Below are 14,845 nucleotides of genomic sequence, written 5' to 3'. Positions count from 1 at the left end.
TGGTCCGCCGGATGATGCGGCGGTGGATCATGCTGCCCTGCTCCGATTCAGGTCGATGCAGTCCCGTTACTGCAGTGCATGCACCGCGGCTGAGAACACCGGAGGCATCCGGGACGCCGCGGGGACGATGAGGCGGGCGGTGCCGGGGCGGCGGCCGGCGGCCAGCAGGGCCCCGGTGAGCAGTCGGTGGCGCCGGGTCAGCCGGGTCCAGGCGCGGTCGTACGCGTCCGGTCGCCCGGCGGTCAGGCAGCGGACGGCGGCCCCGGCCGTGGCCAGCGCGAGGGCGATGCCTTCGCCGGTGAGGGCGTCCAGATAGCCCGCGGCGTCGCCGACGAGCAGGACCCGGCCGGCGGTTCGGCGCCGGACCCGCTGCCGCAGTGGTCCGGCGCCGCGTACCTCCGTCGCGGCCGTTCCCCGCAGCGACGCGGTGAGAGCGGGGAAGGCGGCCAGATGCTCGTCGTACCCGCGACGGCTGCAGCTGAGGATCGCGACGCCCACCAGGTCGTCGCCCACCGGCGTCACATAGGCCTCACCGTGCCGGGACCAGTGGACCTCCACGAAGTCCGTCCACGGCTCGACGCGGTAGTGCCGGCGCAGTCCGTAGCGGCCGTGGGGGCGGTTCGGCAGTTCCAGCCCCAGGGCTCGGCGCACCGGGGAGTGTAGGCCGTCGGCGGCGATCAGCCAACGGGCCGTGATCCCGGCCGCGGTGACCGTGTCCGCGCTCTGGTGCACCGCGCCGACCTTGCCCGGCACCATGCGCACGCCGAGGTCGAGCGCGCGCTGATGCAGTGCGGAGTGCAGCGTCGTACGACGGATCCCCAGCCCCCCGCGGCCGCGGAAGGACGCTTCGGCGAAGGCGGTGCCGTCCACGTAGCGGATGCCGCGCAGTTCGCGACCGCCGGCTTCGACGCCCAGTGCTCGCAGCGCGGCGACTCCGCCGGGCATGACACCTTCTCCGCAGGCCTTGTCCACGGGCGAGGTCCGGGGTTCGACGACGACGGCTTCCAGGCCGGCGAGCGCCGCGTGGATGGCGGCGGCCAGACCGGCCGGCCCACCGCCGGCCACGAGTACGTCGATCACGCCGGAGCGGGCGTGGTCGAGGAAGCCGCGGCGGTCAGCGCCCGGTTCTCGCAGCGGATGCGTACGGTGAGCAGGGCGGCGTTGAGCACCGTGAACGCGGCTGCGGTGACCCACGCGGTGTGGACCAGGGGCAGGGCCACCCCCTCGGCGACGACGGCCACGTAGTTCGGGTGCCGCAGCCACCGCCAGCGGTAGGGGCCGCCGGTCACCAGTGGCAGGCCGGGTACGACGATCACGCGGGTGTTCCAGCGGGGTCCCAGGGTGTGGATGCACCACCACCGCAGCGCCTGGGAGGCCGCCAGCACGGCCAGCATCGGCCAGGCCAGGGCGGGTACGAAGGGGCGGTCGGCCAGCCATACCTCGGCCGGGCAGGCGATCAGCAGGCCGGTGTGGAGCGCGACCATCGCCGGGTAGTGGCCCTGCCCGGTCACGGTCGCGCCTCGGGCGGTGCTCCACCGCTCGTTGCGGCGGGCGACGACGAGTTCGGCGACGCGTTCACCGGCGACGGCCGCCACCAGCAGTCCGTACCAGATCATGTGTCCACTGCCCTCCGTGTCGTCCGCGTACTTCGTGTCCTTCGTGTCCTTCGTGTCCTTCGACTGGGCGAACTACCAGCGCAGCAGGACGAGTTCGCAGGCGAAGCCGGGCCCCATCGCCAGCAGTACACCCGGCGTGCCCGGCTGCGGGCGGCGTTCGGCCAGGGTGTCGCGCAGTACGTGGAGCACCGACGACGAGGACAGGTTGCCCACGTCGGCCAGGTGACGCCAGGTCACATCGAGCGCCCCCTCGGGCAGGTCGAGGGCCTCGGTGACGGCCTCAAGGACCTTGGGGCCTCCCGGGTGGCACACCCAGGCGGTCACGTCCTTCCGCTTGATCCCGTGGTCGCCGAGGAACCCGTCGACGTCAGCGGCGAGGTACCGGCGCACCACATCGGGGACCTGTGGGTCGAGGACGACCCGGAAGCCGGAGTCCTTGATGTCCCAGCCCATGACGCGTCCGGTGTCCGGATACAGGTGGCTGCGGGTGTCCACGATCGTCGGGCCGGTGCCCTCGTCCCGGCGGCCCGGGTTGCCCCGGCGGTTCGCGCCGCAGGCGACGACCGCGGCGGCCCCGTCGCCGAACAGCCCGGTGGCGACGAGGTTGGCCATGGAGGCGTCGTTGCGCTGGAAGGTGAGCGAGCACAGTTCGACGGACAGCAGCACCGCGACGTGGCCCGGCCGGCCCAGCAGGTAGTCGTGCATACGGGCCAGTCCGGCGGCGCCGCCGGCACAGCCCAGGCCGAAGAGGGGCAGCCGTCTGACGTCCGGCCGAAGTCCGAGGCGGCCGGCCAGCCGTGCGTCGATCGAGGGGGTCGCGATGCCGGTGACGGAAGTGAAGACCAGCAGGTCCACGTCGGCCGCGGACAGACCGGCCAGGTCCAGTGCGTCCCGGACGGCCTTGGCGCCCAGGTCGGTGGCGGCGGCGATGAAGACGTCGTTGGCGGCGCCGAACCCGTCCAACTCCCCGTACCGTTCGAGCGGCAGCGTCATGTGGCGCGAGCGGACCTTCGCGCTGCGGTGCAGCCGGTCCAGGACCGCGCGGCCGGTGCCCTCGGGCAGGCAGGTGCGGGCCACCATGTCGGTGATCTCGGACTGGGTGCGGCGGTGCGGTGCGAGGGCACCGTGAACGGCGGCGATCCGCGTCATATGGTTCCCGTCCGGTTCCCGACTCTGGTGTGTTGCCAGCTGCTCCGGTGAGTTGCTTCCCACGTGTTCCCCGGCCCGGGACGTCGACACCATGAATCGCCCGTCCGGCCGTTCCTCCTCGGGAGCGTGTGCTCCAGCCGGATGGTGCTCGGGCGCCTACGATCTGCGGGATGGGCACTCCCGAGCAGGCAACGACAGGCCCGGCCGCGAGTTGGGCCGGCCGGATGAGTGGCCTGGCCGGATCCTGTCACCCCGGGCCCGTCGTGGCGGTCACCGCGTTGATGGCCGCTCTGGCAGTCACCGCCGGTCAGAGCGCCGCGCGTTGCGTCCTGACCGCCGCCGCCGTGCTGACGGGACAGCTGTCCGTCGGCTGGTGCAATGACGCGTTCGACGCGCGCCGGGACATCGCCGCCGGCCGTCGCGGCAAACCCGTCGTCGACGGCACGGTCGGTGTGACGGAGGTGTGGGTGGCCGCCTGTACCGCGCTGGCGCTGTGCGTGCCGCTCTCGCTCGCCTGCGGCCCGTGGGCGGGCGCCGTTCACCTGACCGGGGTGGCGGCGGCGTGGGCGTACGACCTGCGGCTCAAGGCGACAGCGTGGTCCTGGGCGCCGTACGCGGTGGGTTTCGCCGCGCTTCCGGCGTTCGTGGCACTGGGCCTGCCGGGACAGCCGTGGCCGGCCTGGTGGGTCGTCACCGCGGGGGCCCTGCTGGGAGTCGGCGCACACCTGGGAGACGTACTGCCGGACATCCGCGGGGATCTGGCGACGGGCGTACGGGGATGGCCCCATCGGCTGGGCCCGGACGGCACGCGGCTGCTGCTGCCGGTGCCGCTGGTGGCCGCGTCCGCCGTGCTGGCGCTGGGGCCCGCCGGACCACCCGGCCGGTGGGGAGTGACGGCGCTCGCGGTGGCTGTCGTGGTCGCGGTGGCGGGGACGGTGCTGGGACGCCGCTGGGAACGGGCGGCCTTCGCGGCAGCGGTCGCCGTGGCGGTGGTGGACGTGGCGCTACTGCTGCTGCGCGGCACCGGAATCGCCTGACCGTCAGGTCTCACCGGGCGACGGGCCACCGGCCGCCCGCACCGCAACCTGTGGGCAGACGGTGGTTCAGCCCTGGGCGAGTTCGGCCAGGGCGTCGAGACGGGTGGGCGTCCAGCCGAGCTCGCGGCGTGCCCTGGCGCCGCTGAACTGCTGGTCGAGGGCGAACGCCTCGGCGATCGGGCCCATCCGCCGTACAGCCTCCTCGATGGTCAGCGACTCGATCCGGTCCGGGCAGCCGGCGGCGTGGCTGAGGGCCCGGGTGATGTCCGCCAGCGGAAGGTTCTGGCCGCCGACCCCGGCGTAGACGGAACCGGCCGGGGCGTTCAGGGCCAGGACGTACAGTTCGGCGATGTCGTCGACGTGGACCAGCGCCCAGTGGTTGGAGCCGTCCCCGATGCGGGGCACGGCACCCGCGGTGCGCCCCGGCTCGACGAAGAACGACTGCGCCAGTCCGCCGGAGCGGCCGTAGACCAGCCCTGGCATCACCACCACCGGGCGCTCTCCGGTGGTGGCCCGGGCGAGGACCCGCTTCTCGTTCTCCAGCCGCCATGCGGTGATGCGCGGCGGGCTCAGCGGGGCGTCCTCGTCGACGACCCCGTCGGTGTCGCCGTACACCCACACCCCGCCGGTGTGCACGTACGGGCGGCTGCCCGCGCCGTCCTGCAGGGCCTCGGCCGCCGCGCGGTCGACGTCCGCGGTGCCCTCGGCGTAGTCCACCCCGAGGTGGATGACTCCGTCGGCCCGGCGGGCGGCCTCGCGGAGGACGTCGGTGTCGGTGAGCGCGCCCGCGACCGGGGTGGCACCGAGGTCCGACAGGGTGCGCGCCGCGTGCTCGCTGCGCGCCAGTGCCGTCACGCCGATGCCGTGCCTGGTCAGTGCCTGGATGGTGGAGCGGCCGATGTAGCCGGAGCCGCCTGTGATGAAGATCTGCATCGCTCTCACGGTCCCTGTGGGTGGAGGAGTGGCGGGGGATTCCGCCGCTCCTCCACCCTCGCCGCGTGCCGCGGCCGACGTCCAAGACCTCTTCTGTCAGCGGTGATGCCCTCAGGACATCAGTGCTGGGCAGCCGCGATGTCGGCGAACTCCGGGAGCAGCGGGGAGCGGCGGTCGGCGCCCCAGGCAAGGCAGACCTCGTTGGGTCCGATGTCGTCGATGGGCACATGCGCGACATCGGTATGGGTGTAGTAGGCCGCGGTGGACAGCGGAAGGACGAGGACGCCCCCGGAGGTCGCGACGTGTTCCAGCTTCTCCTCGACGGTGGCGAAGGAGGGCCGGGGCCCTGCCTCCTCGCCGCCCGTCCGCTCGGGGAGGTCACGCCACTCGGGCACGGCGTCGGGGTCCTGCAGCAGCCGCTCGGACGCCAGATCCGCGATGACGATGGACTCCTTGCCCGCCAGCCGATGGCCCGCCGGCAGTACGGCGACGCGGGGCTCCCGGAAGAGCGGCCGCAGTTTCAGGCCGCGATGGTCGACGGGCAGCCGTACGAAGCTCACGTCGAGCAGGCCCTCGTGCACCCCTTGGACCTGGTCGGCCCAGGAAGTGCGCACCACCTGCACACTCAGCTCGGGGTGCCTGGCGGAGAAGGCACGCACCGCGCCGGTCACGGTGATTCCGGGCATGAAGCCGACCGTGAACGCCGAAGATCCATGCGCGGCCTGCTGGACCCGGCGGTTCAGAGCCTGCGCGGCGGCCAGCAGGGGGCGCGCGTCCTCCAGCAGCTGACGGCCGGCGGCCGTCAACTCGGTGGTCTGCTTGTTCCTGGCGAACAGCTGGGCACGCAGCTCCTGCTCCAGCGCGCGGATCTGCCGGGACAGCACCGGCTGAGTGATGTGCAGCCGCTCGGCGGCCCGGCCGAAGTGCAGCTCCTCGGCCACGACCACGAAGTAGCGCAGCTTGCGCAGATCGACATCCACGACATCTCCCACTGTGTAGACGCCGTCTCCCAGCCTAGTTCCTCCGGATGGTGTCGCCGGGGAGACCGGGCGCCGGTGTCCCGGGGCCTACGCCTTGGCCGGGCGTGGGCGGGCACTCGCGTAGTAGGTGTTCCGTGCCTCCTGGACCCGGTCCCGTGCGGGGCCGTGCTCCGCGCCATCGACATTGAGGGGCGGACACAGGCTGGAGATGAGTGCGGTCTCCAACGGGACGGGATCGGGATGCTCGGCCCACGTGAGAGTGAGATGGCGATGCATCCACTCGGTGAGGCGCTGCTCGTCGTCGGGGATCAGGATGACGCGGTCGGTCCAGGTCGTCCGGTAGCCCTCGGTCGGCATGAGCAGCCCGGCCAGGGTGCGGCGCAGGGTGGATCCGCCGGAGTGCCTCAGATGGTTCCCGGTGATCCGCGTGCGAAGCCGGGTGGCTTTGCCGAGATACAGCAACCGCCGCCCGGCGTCACCCGAGTTGGCCGGTCCCGCGAACGCGGCAAGCACGCTCGGAGGCGCCCACCAGGCGTACAGCCCCGCGGTCCTGGGGAGCGCGGTGGTCGCGGCGTCAAGAGCTCGCGGCGTGCCGAGCAGGGCGGCCGTGACCTGACGAAGGGCTGCGTCATCAAGCATGGCCGCACCCTAGGCGAAGTACGGCAAGTGCGTTGCTGTTCTGCGGCGTTGAGCAGCGGGAACAGCAGGAGCAGCCTCATCGACGTCTGCTCTCGCCGCAAGGGATGGCCCCGGGGGGGCTTCCGGAGTCGGCGGCCCGGGGCCACTCACTCCTCGGCCTCGACCGCCTCGTCGGGCAACCACTGCAGGGTGAACCAGAGTTCCATACGTACGCCGGGGTCCTGCAGGTCGACGACGAGGAGTTCGCCGACCCGTGCGAGGCGGTGGCGCACGGTGTTGCGGGCGCGCCGGCCCGGTCGAGCGGGGCGAAGCGGGTGCGGTGACCGGCCGCCGCGCATCCCGAGGCTCCGACGGCGAACCGTTCCGGTGTCCATCTCGTCTACATGTTCGATATGGCGCCTCGACGTGAGATGCCTCGGGGTGCCGTCGAGGCGCATGGATGTCCAGGGAAAGGACTGCCGGAACGGTGTTAGTGAGCCACAGGAAAAGGACCGTCGGCTGGATCGCCGGAGGCGCGCTTGCGGCGATGGCCGCGGGTGTCACGGGGTGCTCCAGCGATTCGGACCCCGCCGCCGACAAGGAGCCGACCGCGAGCAGCTCGTCCGCGGCCGACGCGGAGAACGCGGACAAGGGGAAGCAGGAGGACGGTTCGTCGGCGCAGCCCTCGGCCGGCAGTCAGTCCACAGCCGAAGAGGCGGTCGCCGCGTGGGTCACCGCGGTCATCAAGGGCCAGCCGAAGCAGGCGTGCCTGCTGATGGGGGAGCCTGCCACGGATTCGTCGCCCGCCCGGGCGGGCACCGCTGCGAGGTGCGACAGCGACGATCCCGAGGTGCGGCAGATGCAGGACAACCTCGGAGAGATCCGTACGTCGTTCATGCCCGAGCCGCCCACGGACGACCCGAAGGTGGAAGTCGCCAAGGTCCCGGTCACGGGTGGCAAGGCGGTGGTCCCCGCCGAGAAGGTCACGGTCGAAGGGAAGACCCTCGACAAGATCATCCTGTCCCACTCCACCGGGGTGGAGGCCGGGCAGTTGGACGTCAGCATGGAGTCCACCAAGATCGACGACGCCTGGTACGTGACCAATCTCGATTTCAACATCGGCTAGTGCTGAACGGCTGATCCACTCCCTGGCCGTGCGGCGGCACGGCCAGGGAGCCCTTTCGTGAGGGGGGCGAGGTCGCTGTTGGGGCGCGGAGCGCCGGCGGTCTGCGTACGGAAGGTGTGTGGGGAGCGGTATGTTCGTCAGGTGAAATGTGATTCACTTTTGCTCGGGTGTGGGTCTCGGGTCGGGGCGGGATGAGTGTCAATGGTGCGGCGTGAGGTGTTCCCGTGTGCGGGGTGGCCGTCGAGCGGTGGCCCGGTTGAGGAGTGATCATGAGCGTTGACGAGTTTCCCGAAGCCACGACCGCGGTTGGCACGGTCCGCGGCCGGCGCGAGGACGGCTTGGCGGTCTTCCGTGGCATCCCGTACGCCCAACCCCCGGTGGGCGGGGCGCGCTTCGCGGCGCCGCGGCCGGTGGACCGCCGGGACGGGGTCCGGGACGCGTTCGCGTTCGGCCCGCCGCCCCCGCAGGAGCCGTTCGGTCCCGAGCCCGCCCCGGCCGACGGCCCTCGACCCGGTGACGACTGGCTGACCGTCAACGTCTGGACGCCGGACACCGATCCGGTGGCCCGCCGCCCGGTGATGGTGTGGATCTACGGCGGCGCCTACAAGCTCGGCTCCGCCGACGACCCCGCCTACGACGGCAACCGCCTGGCCCGCGACGGCGGACTGGTCGTGGTCACCCTCAACTACCGCGTCGGAATCGAGGGGTTCCTCCAGATCGAGGGTGCGCCCGCCAACCGAGGCCTGCTCGACCAGGTCGCCGCTCTGGAATGGGTGCGCGACAACATCACCGCCTTCGGCGGCGACCCCGGCCAGGTCACCGTATTCGGTGAGTCGGCGGGCGCCGGGTCCATCGCCGCGCTGATGTCCATGCCCCGGGCGCGGGGCCTGTTCCGGCGGGCCGTCGCACAGAGCGTGCCGGGCACGTTCTTCTCGGACGAGCTGGCCGCCGACATCGCCGGGGCCGTCGCGGGTGAGCTGGGACTGCGCCCGACGGTCGCCGACCTGTCCGCCGTGGACCCGCGCAAACTGCCCGAGGCAGGCGCCGCGCTGACCACCAGGATGCGCGAGTACGTACACCGTTGGGGCCCGGTCGCCCTCACCCCGACCCCGTTCTCACCCGTCGTCGACGGTGACGTCCTGCCCACCGCACCGTGGGAGGCGCTGGCGAACGGCACCGCACGCGACGTCGAGCTGATCGCCGGGCACAACCGTGACGAGTACCGGCTCTTCCTCCTGCTCGGCGGGCTGCTCGGCCGGGTCGACGAAAGCCTCGCGTCGATGGCCCTCGGCCTCTTCGGACCGGCACCGGACGCCGAGCGGTCCTACCGGGCCGCGTTCCCCGACGCCTCCGCGGAGTACCTCTTCGAACTCGTCCAGTCCGACTGGCTGTTCCGCATGCCCTCGCTGCACCTGGCCGAGGCTCACACGGCCGGTGGAGGCCAGGCCCATCTGTACGAACTCACCTGGCCCGCCCCGGCCGACGGCGGCACCCTCGGCGCCTGCCACGGCTTGGACGTGCCCCTGACCTTCGGCGTCCACGGCGGACTCGGCGGCATGCTGGTCGGCCCCGAGTTCTCCCCGGAGGCCGAGGCGCTGTCCGCCCATGTCCGCTCCGCCTGGACCGCGTTCGCCAGGACGGGCGACCCGGGCTGGTCCCCGTACGACACCGAGCGGCGCCTCGTCCACCTGCTCGACACCGAACCGACCATGGCCGCCTACCCCGAGGAGACCTCCCGCCGACTGTGGGAGCGGCACACCTTCTCCGCGCTGCCGCTGATGACGTCGTAGCGGGGTAGCGCGTAGCCGCGCGGACGCGGTCGTTCAACTGCTCGCGACGGACGCCGTCGTTGTCCACCATCGCTCGGCGGACCCTCTCCTGCTGGAGCTGACCCCGCGTGAGCACGAGCTGCTCTCGCTGATGGCCCAGGTGCCGCTCCAACGCCGTCATCGCTGTCCGCCGGCAACTACGGATGCATGTCACAGCGGGGCAACAGAGTCCCGGGAACGGGCTGAAAGGCTCTGACGGGGGCACTCGGCTGTCTGCGGCACCGCTGGGTGCCGTTCCCCGAAGGAAAAGAGAAAACCGTGTACATAGGGCTGGGTACCGTCGTCGTCATCCTTGTCATCATCGCTGTCGTCATGATTCTGCGCCGCCGCTGACACACGCCCCTCGTGCCGCACGAGTAGCGACTCGTCGGTGACGCCGAGGAACTGCGGACCGCGCGGCAGATCGGCCCCGCCCTGCGTGCCTTTGACGCCGCGCTGGCGCTGTGGTTGGGGGAGCAGCCGCTGCCTGGCGTGCCCGGCCCCTACGCCCAGCGGCAGCTCCGACGATCCGCTGCGGGATGACCTGTACGCGCTGCGCATGCGTGCGCTGTTCCATCCCGGGCGGACCGCGGAGGCCGTCGAGCTCTTCGCCGAGTCGGACGATCCGAACAGCCCGGCGTGCTTCCTCCAGGACGTGGCCCGCCTGTTCGCCGCGCCGAGTTCGGACCGGGTCGAGGTGAACCCCTTCGCGGTGCGGCACGTTTACGAGGTGAGTGATCGCCTGCGGCGGGAAGGGGCGAGGCGCTGAGCCTGTCCGCTCGCTGCTGAGTCGACCCGCTTTGACGTGACGTCGATCGGACGTTGATCGGCGTTCGGCACGGTGATCCGAGAACGGACCGCAGTCGGGGCGCCTCCGTGCGTCCTCCTGCTGCCTCAACAACTCCTCGAACAGGTGACAGACATGCTCAAGCTCGGTCTGGGAGCTCCCCAGTACGGATTGTTCGCCGACCCCGCCACGCTCTCCGGGTTCGCCGCCGGTGTCGAAGCGATCGGCTTCGACAGCCTGTGGGTGGGCGACCGGGCCCTCGTACCGACGCAGCCCCGTGACCCGTATCCCGGCGGCGGCCCCGTACCGGAGGAGTACCGCACCTTCCTGGACCCCATCGCCACGCTGTCGTTCCTGGCTCACGCCACCCGGCGGTTGCGCCTGGGGACCAGCACGCTGAACGCGCCCTTCTACTCCCCACTCCTGCTGGCCCGTTCTCTGACGTCCGTCGACATCCTCAGCGGCGGGCGGCTCGACATAGGGTTCGGGCTCGGCTGGTCCTCCGACGAGTACGAGGCCATCGGTGTGCCGTGGCAGGGACGCGGGGCACGGATGGAAGAGATCCTGGACGTCCTGGATCACGTCTGGTCGGGTTCGTCGGCCGAGCACAAGGGGGCTCTGTGGACGATCCCGAGTGCGCACATCGAGACACTCCCGGTACAGCGTCCCCGCCCGCCGGTGCTCCTCGGCGGGTTCACTCCGGCCACCATGGAACGTATCGGCCGTCGCGCGGACGGCTGGGCGGGAGTGGCACTGCCGGTTCCCCAACTTGCCTACGTCATCAGCCAGATCCGGCAGATCGCGGAGGCGGCCGGACGTGACTCCGCCGCCCTGCGCACCGTCGTCCGGGTCAACCCCGTGGTGACCGCCGAGTCCGCACCGAGCGAGGCCGTTCCGCACCGGGGAACGGTCCTTCAGGTGTCGGACTACCTGCTCGCCGCCCATGCGGCCGGAGCCAACGAGGTCCTCATCGACCTGCAGCAGACCGCGCGGAGCGCGGAGGAACTGACGGACCTGGCACACCGGTTCCACGAGCAACTGAGCAAGGGCTAGGGACACGCCGGCCGCCGAATCGCCCCTGTCGATCGGCCTCCCGTGGCCTCGCTGCGGGAGGCCGACGCAAGGGTATGGAAACTGACGACTCGTCAGGTTACGCTCCGCGCATGATTTCCACGGTGGTCTGGGGAACCGGAAATGTCGGTCGTGCGGCGATCCGTGCGGTCGACGCGCATCCGGCGCTCGATCTCACGGCGGTACTGGTCCACAGTCCCGGGAAGGTCGGCCGTGACGCGGGTGAACTCGCCGGTCTGGACCGGGTTCTGGGTGTCGCGGCGACGGACGATGTCGCCGCGGTGCTGGCAGCGGGGCCGGGAGCGGTGGTGTACGCGGCGTCGGGTGACATCCGGCCCGACGAGGCACTGTCCGACATCGGCGCGGCGATCAGGGCGGGTGCGGTGGTCGTCACCCCGTCGTTGTATCCGCTTTACGACCAGCGCAACGCCCCGCCCGAGTTCCGCGACCCCGTGCTCGCGGCGATCGCGGACGGTGGCGGATCGCTGTTCGTGTCCGGTGTCGACCCGGGCTGGGGCAATGACGTCCTGCCCCTGCTGATGAGCGGACTCGGCACGGTCGTGGACGCCGTCCGCTGTCAGGAGATCTTCGACTACTCCACGTACGAGCAGGAGGAGTCGGTCAGGCATCTGATCGGCATGGGGCACCCCATGGACTACCAGCCGCTGATGCTCGCACCGTCGATCCCGACCATGGTGTGGGGCGGGCAGATACGGCTGATGGCCAGGGCCCTCGGTGTCGAACTCGACGAGATCCGCGAGACCTTGCAGCGCCGCGCGCTCGACGCCACGGTGAGCACCCGCACGATGGGTGACTTCGAGGCAGGCACCCAGGGCGCGGTGCGCTTCGAGGTGCAGGGCATCGTGAAGGGCGAACCCCGCCTCGTCATCGAGCACGTCACCCGCATCCACCCGAGCTGCGCCCCGGACTGGCCGTCACCGCCCAACGGCGACGGTGCGCACCGCGTGATCATCGAGGGCCGCCCGCGCATCGAGATCACCGTCGAAGCCACCGACGAGGGTGACAACCGCTCCGCCGGCGGGAACGCCACCGCCGTCGGCCGTCTCGTCGGAGCCATCGACTGGCTCGTGGGCGCGGAGCCCGGGCTCTACGACGCCCTCGACGTTCCACTGCGCCCGGCGGTCGGCAGACTCGGCGCGACCGCACCGCTCGAAGCCGCCGCACCCCTCGAAGCTCCCGCACCCCTCGAAGCTCCCGCACCCCTCGAAGCTCCCGCACCCCTCGAAGCTCCCGCACCCCTCGAAGCTCCCGCACCGCTCGGAGCACTCGGAACCAAGTGACAACCAAGTGGCATCGACGCCGACACGCCCTGTCGGCACCCCAAGGACGCGCCCGCGGCCCCGGCCGGGGCCGGGAACGTGGACGAAGGAGTCCCGGATGAACGTCGACATCCCCGAGGGCAAGAACCCGATCGAGTACGTGTGGGGCGACATGGTCCCCGGCATCGGGACCGCCGCCGCGAACTTCTCACTGGCCGTCTACGCCCATACGACCCTGGGACTGCGGGAGTTCGAGGCCGCACGGCTTCGGATCGCGCAGATCAACGGCTGCCTCTTCTGCCTCGACTGGCGGACCGAGCGGGACGGCCACAAGGTCGAGGACGACTTCCCCGACGCCGTCGAGCACTGGCGCACGACCGACGCCTTCGACGACCGCACCCGCCTGGCCGCCGAATACGCCGACCGCTACGCCCTGGACCACCACGGCCTCGACGAGGAGTTCTGGGACCGGATGACCGCGCACTACAGCCAGACCGAGATCGTCGAACTGACCATGAGCCTGGGCTCCTGGCTCGCCTTCGGACGGCTCAACCGTGTCCTGGGACTCGACGCCATGTGCGTACTGCCGGGGCACTGAGCCGGTACGGGGCCGCCCGGCAGTTCCGGACGGCCCCGACCTGGTCCCCCTCTTGTCCGCGGTTGCCGCTACAGGTCCGTCGCGATGATCTTCTCGATGTTCCGTTCGGCGAGCGCCGTGATGGTGACGAACGGATTGACGCTGGTGTTGCCCGGGATCAGCGCGCCGTCGATGACGTACAGCCCCGGATGTCCGTGCAGACGGCCGTAGTTGTCCGTCGCCTTGTTGAGCACCGCGCCACCCAGGGGGTGGTACGTCAGGTGGTCGCCCCAGATCTTGTAGGCGCCGAAGAGGTCGGTGCGGTAGATCGTCCCCTCCTTGGCGTTGATCTTGTCGAAGATCGTCTTGGCCATGTCGATGGACGGCTGCTTCCAGGCGGTCTGCCAGTTGAGTTCGGCCTTGCCCGCCGACGCGTTCCACGAGAACTGGGCGCGGTTGGGGTTCTTGGTGATCGACAGATAGAACGAGGCGAAGGTCTCGATGCCGGTGGGCAGCGGCGCCACCTCGGTGAACGCGCCGCCCGCGGCCCAGTTGTCGATACCGGAGCACGGGATGGACGACTGCAGGGCACCGGTCGGGTCCCACAGATGATTGGCACGGCCGCACATCACGTTGCCGTTGTCGCCCCAGCCCTTGCCCACCTCGCTGTTGAGGCCCGGCAGCGCGCCCTTGGCCTTGAGCTCGACCAGCAGCTTGCTGGTGCCGACGCTGCCGGCCGCGAAGAACACCCGGTCCGCGGTGACGGTCTTGGTGGCCGTGGTGTTGCCGCCGGTGTCGAGCTGGTCGATGACGACCGTGTAGCGGCCGCCCGTCGCCGGAGCTACCGAAGTGACCTTGTGCAGCGGTGAGATGGAGACGCGGCCGGTTGCCCTGGCCCTGGCGAGATAGGTCTTCTGCAGGGACTTCTTGCCGTAGTTGTTGCCATAGAGGATCTCACCCGCGAGCGCGGACTTCGGTACGGTTCCGGCCGCCTCCTGTTCCATGTAGTCCCAGTCGTACACGTCCGGCACGAAGACGAACGGGAAGCCCGAACGCTGGGCATGCTTACGGCCGACCCGGGCGTACTGGTAGCAGTCGGCGGTCTCGAACCAAGTCGGGTCGACCGTGCCGACCCCGAGGCCGGAGTTGGCACGCGGGTAGTAGACGGAGTACATCTCGTCGGCGTTGACCGACGGGAGGACGGCGCCGAAGTTCTCTCGCCTCGGAGTGACCGCCATCCCTCCGTTGACCAGTGAGCCGCCGCCCACGCCACGGCCCTGGTAGACGATGATGCCGCCCATCTCCTCGGCGTCCAGGATCCCGGTGTAGCGGGGGACGTCCTTGTCGATGGGGAAGCCGAGGAAGTTGCTGAGCGGCTGCTTCGTCCTGGTGCGCAGCCAGTAGGAGCGGTAGTCGGGACTCGTCGTGTTGGCGAAGATCTTGCCGTCAGACCCGGGGGTGTCCCAGGCCATGCCCATCTCGATCATGTGGACGTCGACACCCGCCTGGGCCAGGCGCAGAGCGGCCACGGAGCCGCCGTATCCGGTGCCGATCACGAGGGCGGGCACATGCGCCCCCGGCTCGATGACGGCGGCTGCGGCCGTCGTGGCGGCATGCGCCGGCAGTACCTGGCCGGCGAGTGCCGCCGACCCAAGAAGAGAACCAGTTCCAGTGATGAATCTTCGACGAGATACGCCTCTAAGGCGCGTCCCACGTGGGGAATCGTCGTTCATGCGCGGCTCCTCACTCTCCATAGAGTGAAACGGGTTCTAATGCCACCCTCATAAGAAGTCACGCCATACCCTGAGGTAACTTTCAAACGATCACAAATTGGGCATCACGCGCAACACGCGATGACAGACC

General features: G+C 70.8%; 15 protein-coding genes and 1 pseudogene. 7 read left to right on the top strand and 9 right to left on the bottom strand.

Translation table 11 applies throughout. The features are described 5' to 3' along the window. Window positions 1–66: 66 nt before the first annotated feature. The 3 genes from ACFWXQ_RS11650 to ACFWXQ_RS11640 form a co-directional block, all read right to left on the bottom strand. Window positions 67–1,080: an NAD(P)/FAD-dependent oxidoreductase gene (locus ACFWXQ_RS11650; RefSeq protein WP_383944825.1), complete on the bottom strand. Its 1,014-nt coding sequence runs from the start codon at window positions 1,078–1,080 to the stop codon at window positions 67–69. Beyond that, window positions 1,077–1,616, bottom strand: a complete 540-nt coding sequence (locus ACFWXQ_RS11645) for an isoprenylcysteine carboxyl methyltransferase family protein (protein ID WP_383944822.1) — start codon at window positions 1,614–1,616, stop codon at window positions 1,077–1,079. The genes ACFWXQ_RS11650 and ACFWXQ_RS11645 overlap by 4 nt, the downstream gene beginning before the upstream one ends. Window positions 1,617–1,688: 72 nt before the next feature. Further along, the gene (locus ACFWXQ_RS11640) at window positions 1,689–2,765 is read right to left on the bottom strand and encodes a type III polyketide synthase (protein ID WP_383944819.1); all 1,077 of its coding nucleotides are present in this window, start codon (window positions 2,763–2,765) and stop codon (window positions 1,689–1,691) included. Between the two features lie 170 nt (window positions 2,766–2,935). Here ACFWXQ_RS11640 and ACFWXQ_RS11635 point away from each other — a divergent pair, with 170 nt between their 5' ends. Beyond that, complete coding sequence (locus ACFWXQ_RS11635) at window positions 2,936–3,802, top strand: UbiA family prenyltransferase (protein WP_383944816.1); 867 nt, start codon at window positions 2,936–2,938, stop codon at window positions 3,800–3,802. Window positions 3,803–3,868: 66 nt separating this feature from the next. Here ACFWXQ_RS11635 and ACFWXQ_RS11630 read toward each other — a convergent pair whose 3' ends face one another. The 4 genes from ACFWXQ_RS11630 to ACFWXQ_RS11615 all read right to left on the bottom strand — a co-directional run bounded on the left by ACFWXQ_RS11630 (window position 3,869) and on the right by ACFWXQ_RS11615 (window position 6,728). Further along, window positions 3,869–4,735: an NAD-dependent epimerase/dehydratase family protein gene (locus tag ACFWXQ_RS11630; RefSeq protein WP_383944813.1), complete on the bottom strand. Its 867-nt coding sequence runs from the start codon at window positions 4,733–4,735 to the stop codon at window positions 3,869–3,871. 119 nt (window positions 4,736–4,854) lie between these two features. Continuing rightward, window positions 4,855–5,715: a LysR family transcriptional regulator gene (locus tag ACFWXQ_RS11625; RefSeq protein WP_383944810.1), complete on the bottom strand. Its 861-nt coding sequence runs from the start codon at window positions 5,713–5,715 to the stop codon at window positions 4,855–4,857. 87 nt (window positions 5,716–5,802) lie between these two features. Beyond that, window positions 5,803–6,354, bottom strand: a complete 552-nt coding sequence (locus ACFWXQ_RS11620) for a GIY-YIG nuclease family protein (RefSeq protein WP_383944806.1) — start codon at window positions 6,352–6,354, stop codon at window positions 5,803–5,805. 146 nt (window positions 6,355–6,500) lie between these two features. Beyond that, the gene (locus ACFWXQ_RS11615) at window positions 6,501–6,728 is read right to left on the bottom strand and encodes a helix-turn-helix domain-containing protein (protein ID WP_383944803.1); all 228 of its coding nucleotides are present in this window, start codon (window positions 6,726–6,728) and stop codon (window positions 6,501–6,503) included. A 98-nt stretch (window positions 6,729–6,826) separates the two neighbouring features. Here ACFWXQ_RS11615 and ACFWXQ_RS11610 point away from each other — a divergent pair, with 98 nt between their 5' ends. Next, window positions 6,827–7,459, top strand: a complete 633-nt coding sequence (locus tag ACFWXQ_RS11610; RefSeq protein ID WP_383944800.1) for a hypothetical protein — start codon at window positions 6,827–6,829, stop codon at window positions 7,457–7,459. Window positions 7,460–7,728: 269 nt separating this feature from the next. Further along, window positions 7,729–9,249, top strand: a complete 1,521-nt coding sequence (locus ACFWXQ_RS11605) for a carboxylesterase/lipase family protein (RefSeq protein WP_383944797.1) — start codon at window positions 7,729–7,731, stop codon at window positions 9,247–9,249. A 189-nt stretch (window positions 9,250–9,438) separates the two neighbouring features. Here ACFWXQ_RS11605 and ACFWXQ_RS11600 read toward each other — a convergent pair whose 3' ends face one another. Continuing rightward, window positions 9,439–9,828, bottom strand: coding sequence for a hypothetical protein (locus tag ACFWXQ_RS11600; RefSeq protein ID WP_383944794.1), 390 nt, complete (start codon window positions 9,826–9,828; stop codon window positions 9,439–9,441). On the opposite strand from ACFWXQ_RS11600, the gene ACFWXQ_RS11595 reads away from it, so the two are divergent. From ACFWXQ_RS11595 to ACFWXQ_RS11580, 4 genes and pseudogenes are all read left to right on the top strand, one after another. Beyond that, window positions 9,827–10,036, top strand: a complete 210-nt coding sequence (locus ACFWXQ_RS11595; protein ID WP_383944791.1) for a hypothetical protein — start codon at window positions 9,827–9,829, stop codon at window positions 10,034–10,036. The two genes, ACFWXQ_RS11600 and ACFWXQ_RS11595, sit on opposite strands and share 2 nt — an antisense overlap. A gap of 153 nt (window positions 10,037–10,189) precedes the next feature. Continuing rightward, window positions 10,190–11,107 carry a TIGR03619 family F420-dependent LLM class oxidoreductase gene (locus ACFWXQ_RS11590; protein WP_383944789.1) on the top strand — a complete coding sequence of 306 codons (918 nt, stop codon included), beginning with the start codon at window positions 10,190–10,192 and terminating at the stop codon, window positions 11,105–11,107. A 110-nt stretch (window positions 11,108–11,217) separates the two neighbouring features. Beyond that, a pseudogene (locus ACFWXQ_RS11585) lies at window positions 11,218–12,282 on the top strand (dihydrodipicolinate reductase); the annotation flags it as partial. 241 nt (window positions 12,283–12,523) lie between these two features. Beyond that, on the top strand, window positions 12,524–13,003 hold the full coding sequence (locus tag ACFWXQ_RS11580) for a carboxymuconolactone decarboxylase family protein (RefSeq protein WP_383944786.1): 480 nt from the start codon (window positions 12,524–12,526) through the stop codon (window positions 13,001–13,003). 68 nt (window positions 13,004–13,071) lie between these two features. Here the strand turns inward: ACFWXQ_RS11580 and ACFWXQ_RS11575 are convergent, their stop codons facing one another. Beyond that, window positions 13,072–14,715 carry a GMC oxidoreductase gene (locus ACFWXQ_RS11575; RefSeq protein WP_383944783.1) on the bottom strand — a complete coding sequence of 548 codons (1,644 nt, stop codon included), beginning with the start codon at window positions 14,713–14,715 and terminating at the stop codon, window positions 13,072–13,074. Window positions 14,716–14,845: the final 130 nt, after the last annotated feature.

Source organism: Streptomyces sp. NPDC058697 (genome assembly GCF_042715345.1).
Lineage (GTDB): Bacteria > Actinomycetota > Actinomycetes > Streptomycetales > Streptomycetaceae > Streptomyces > Streptomyces liliifuscus.
Note: the sequence above shows the minus strand (reverse complement) of the source record. Positions and strands in the feature narration are given on the sequence as shown.

Bases quoted from the DNA above. Each gene is read 5' to 3' on its own strand.
- ACFWXQ_RS11645 (WP_383944822.1), bottom strand. From the start codon at position 1,616: ATGATCTGGTACGGACTGCTGGTGGCGGCCGTCGCCGGTGAACGCGTC.
- ACFWXQ_RS11640 (WP_383944819.1), bottom strand. From the start codon at position 2,765: ATGACGCGGATCGCCGCCGTTCACGGTGCCCTCGCACCGCACCGCCGC.
- ACFWXQ_RS11635 (WP_383944816.1), top strand. From the start codon at position 2,936: ATGGGCACTCCCGAGCAGGCAACGACAGGCCCGGCCGCGAGTTGGGCC.
- ACFWXQ_RS11630 (WP_383944813.1), bottom strand. From the start codon at position 4,735: ATGCAGATCTTCATCACAGGCGGCTCCGGCTACATCGGCCGCTCCACC.
- ACFWXQ_RS11620 (WP_383944806.1), bottom strand. From the start codon at position 6,354: ATGCTTGATGACGCAGCCCTTCGTCAGGTCACGGCCGCCCTGCTCGGC.
- ACFWXQ_RS11615 (WP_383944803.1), bottom strand. From the start codon at position 6,728: ATGGACACCGGAACGGTTCGCCGTCGGAGCCTCGGGATGCGCGGCGGC.
- ACFWXQ_RS11605 (WP_383944797.1), top strand. From the start codon at position 7,729: ATGAGCGTTGACGAGTTTCCCGAAGCCACGACCGCGGTTGGCACGGTC.
- ACFWXQ_RS11595 (WP_383944791.1), top strand. From the start codon at position 9,827: ATGCGTGCGCTGTTCCATCCCGGGCGGACCGCGGAGGCCGTCGAGCTC.
- ACFWXQ_RS11600 (WP_383944794.1), bottom strand. From the start codon at position 9,828: ATGCGCAGCGCGTACAGGTCATCCCGCAGCGGATCGTCGGAGCTGCCG.
- ACFWXQ_RS11590 (WP_383944789.1), top strand. From the start codon at position 10,190: ATGCTCAAGCTCGGTCTGGGAGCTCCCCAGTACGGATTGTTCGCCGAC.
- ACFWXQ_RS11580 (WP_383944786.1), top strand. From the start codon at position 12,524: ATGAACGTCGACATCCCCGAGGGCAAGAACCCGATCGAGTACGTGTGG.
- ACFWXQ_RS11575 (WP_383944783.1), bottom strand. From the start codon at position 14,715: ATGAACGACGATTCCCCACGTGGGACGCGCCTTAGAGGCGTATCTCGT.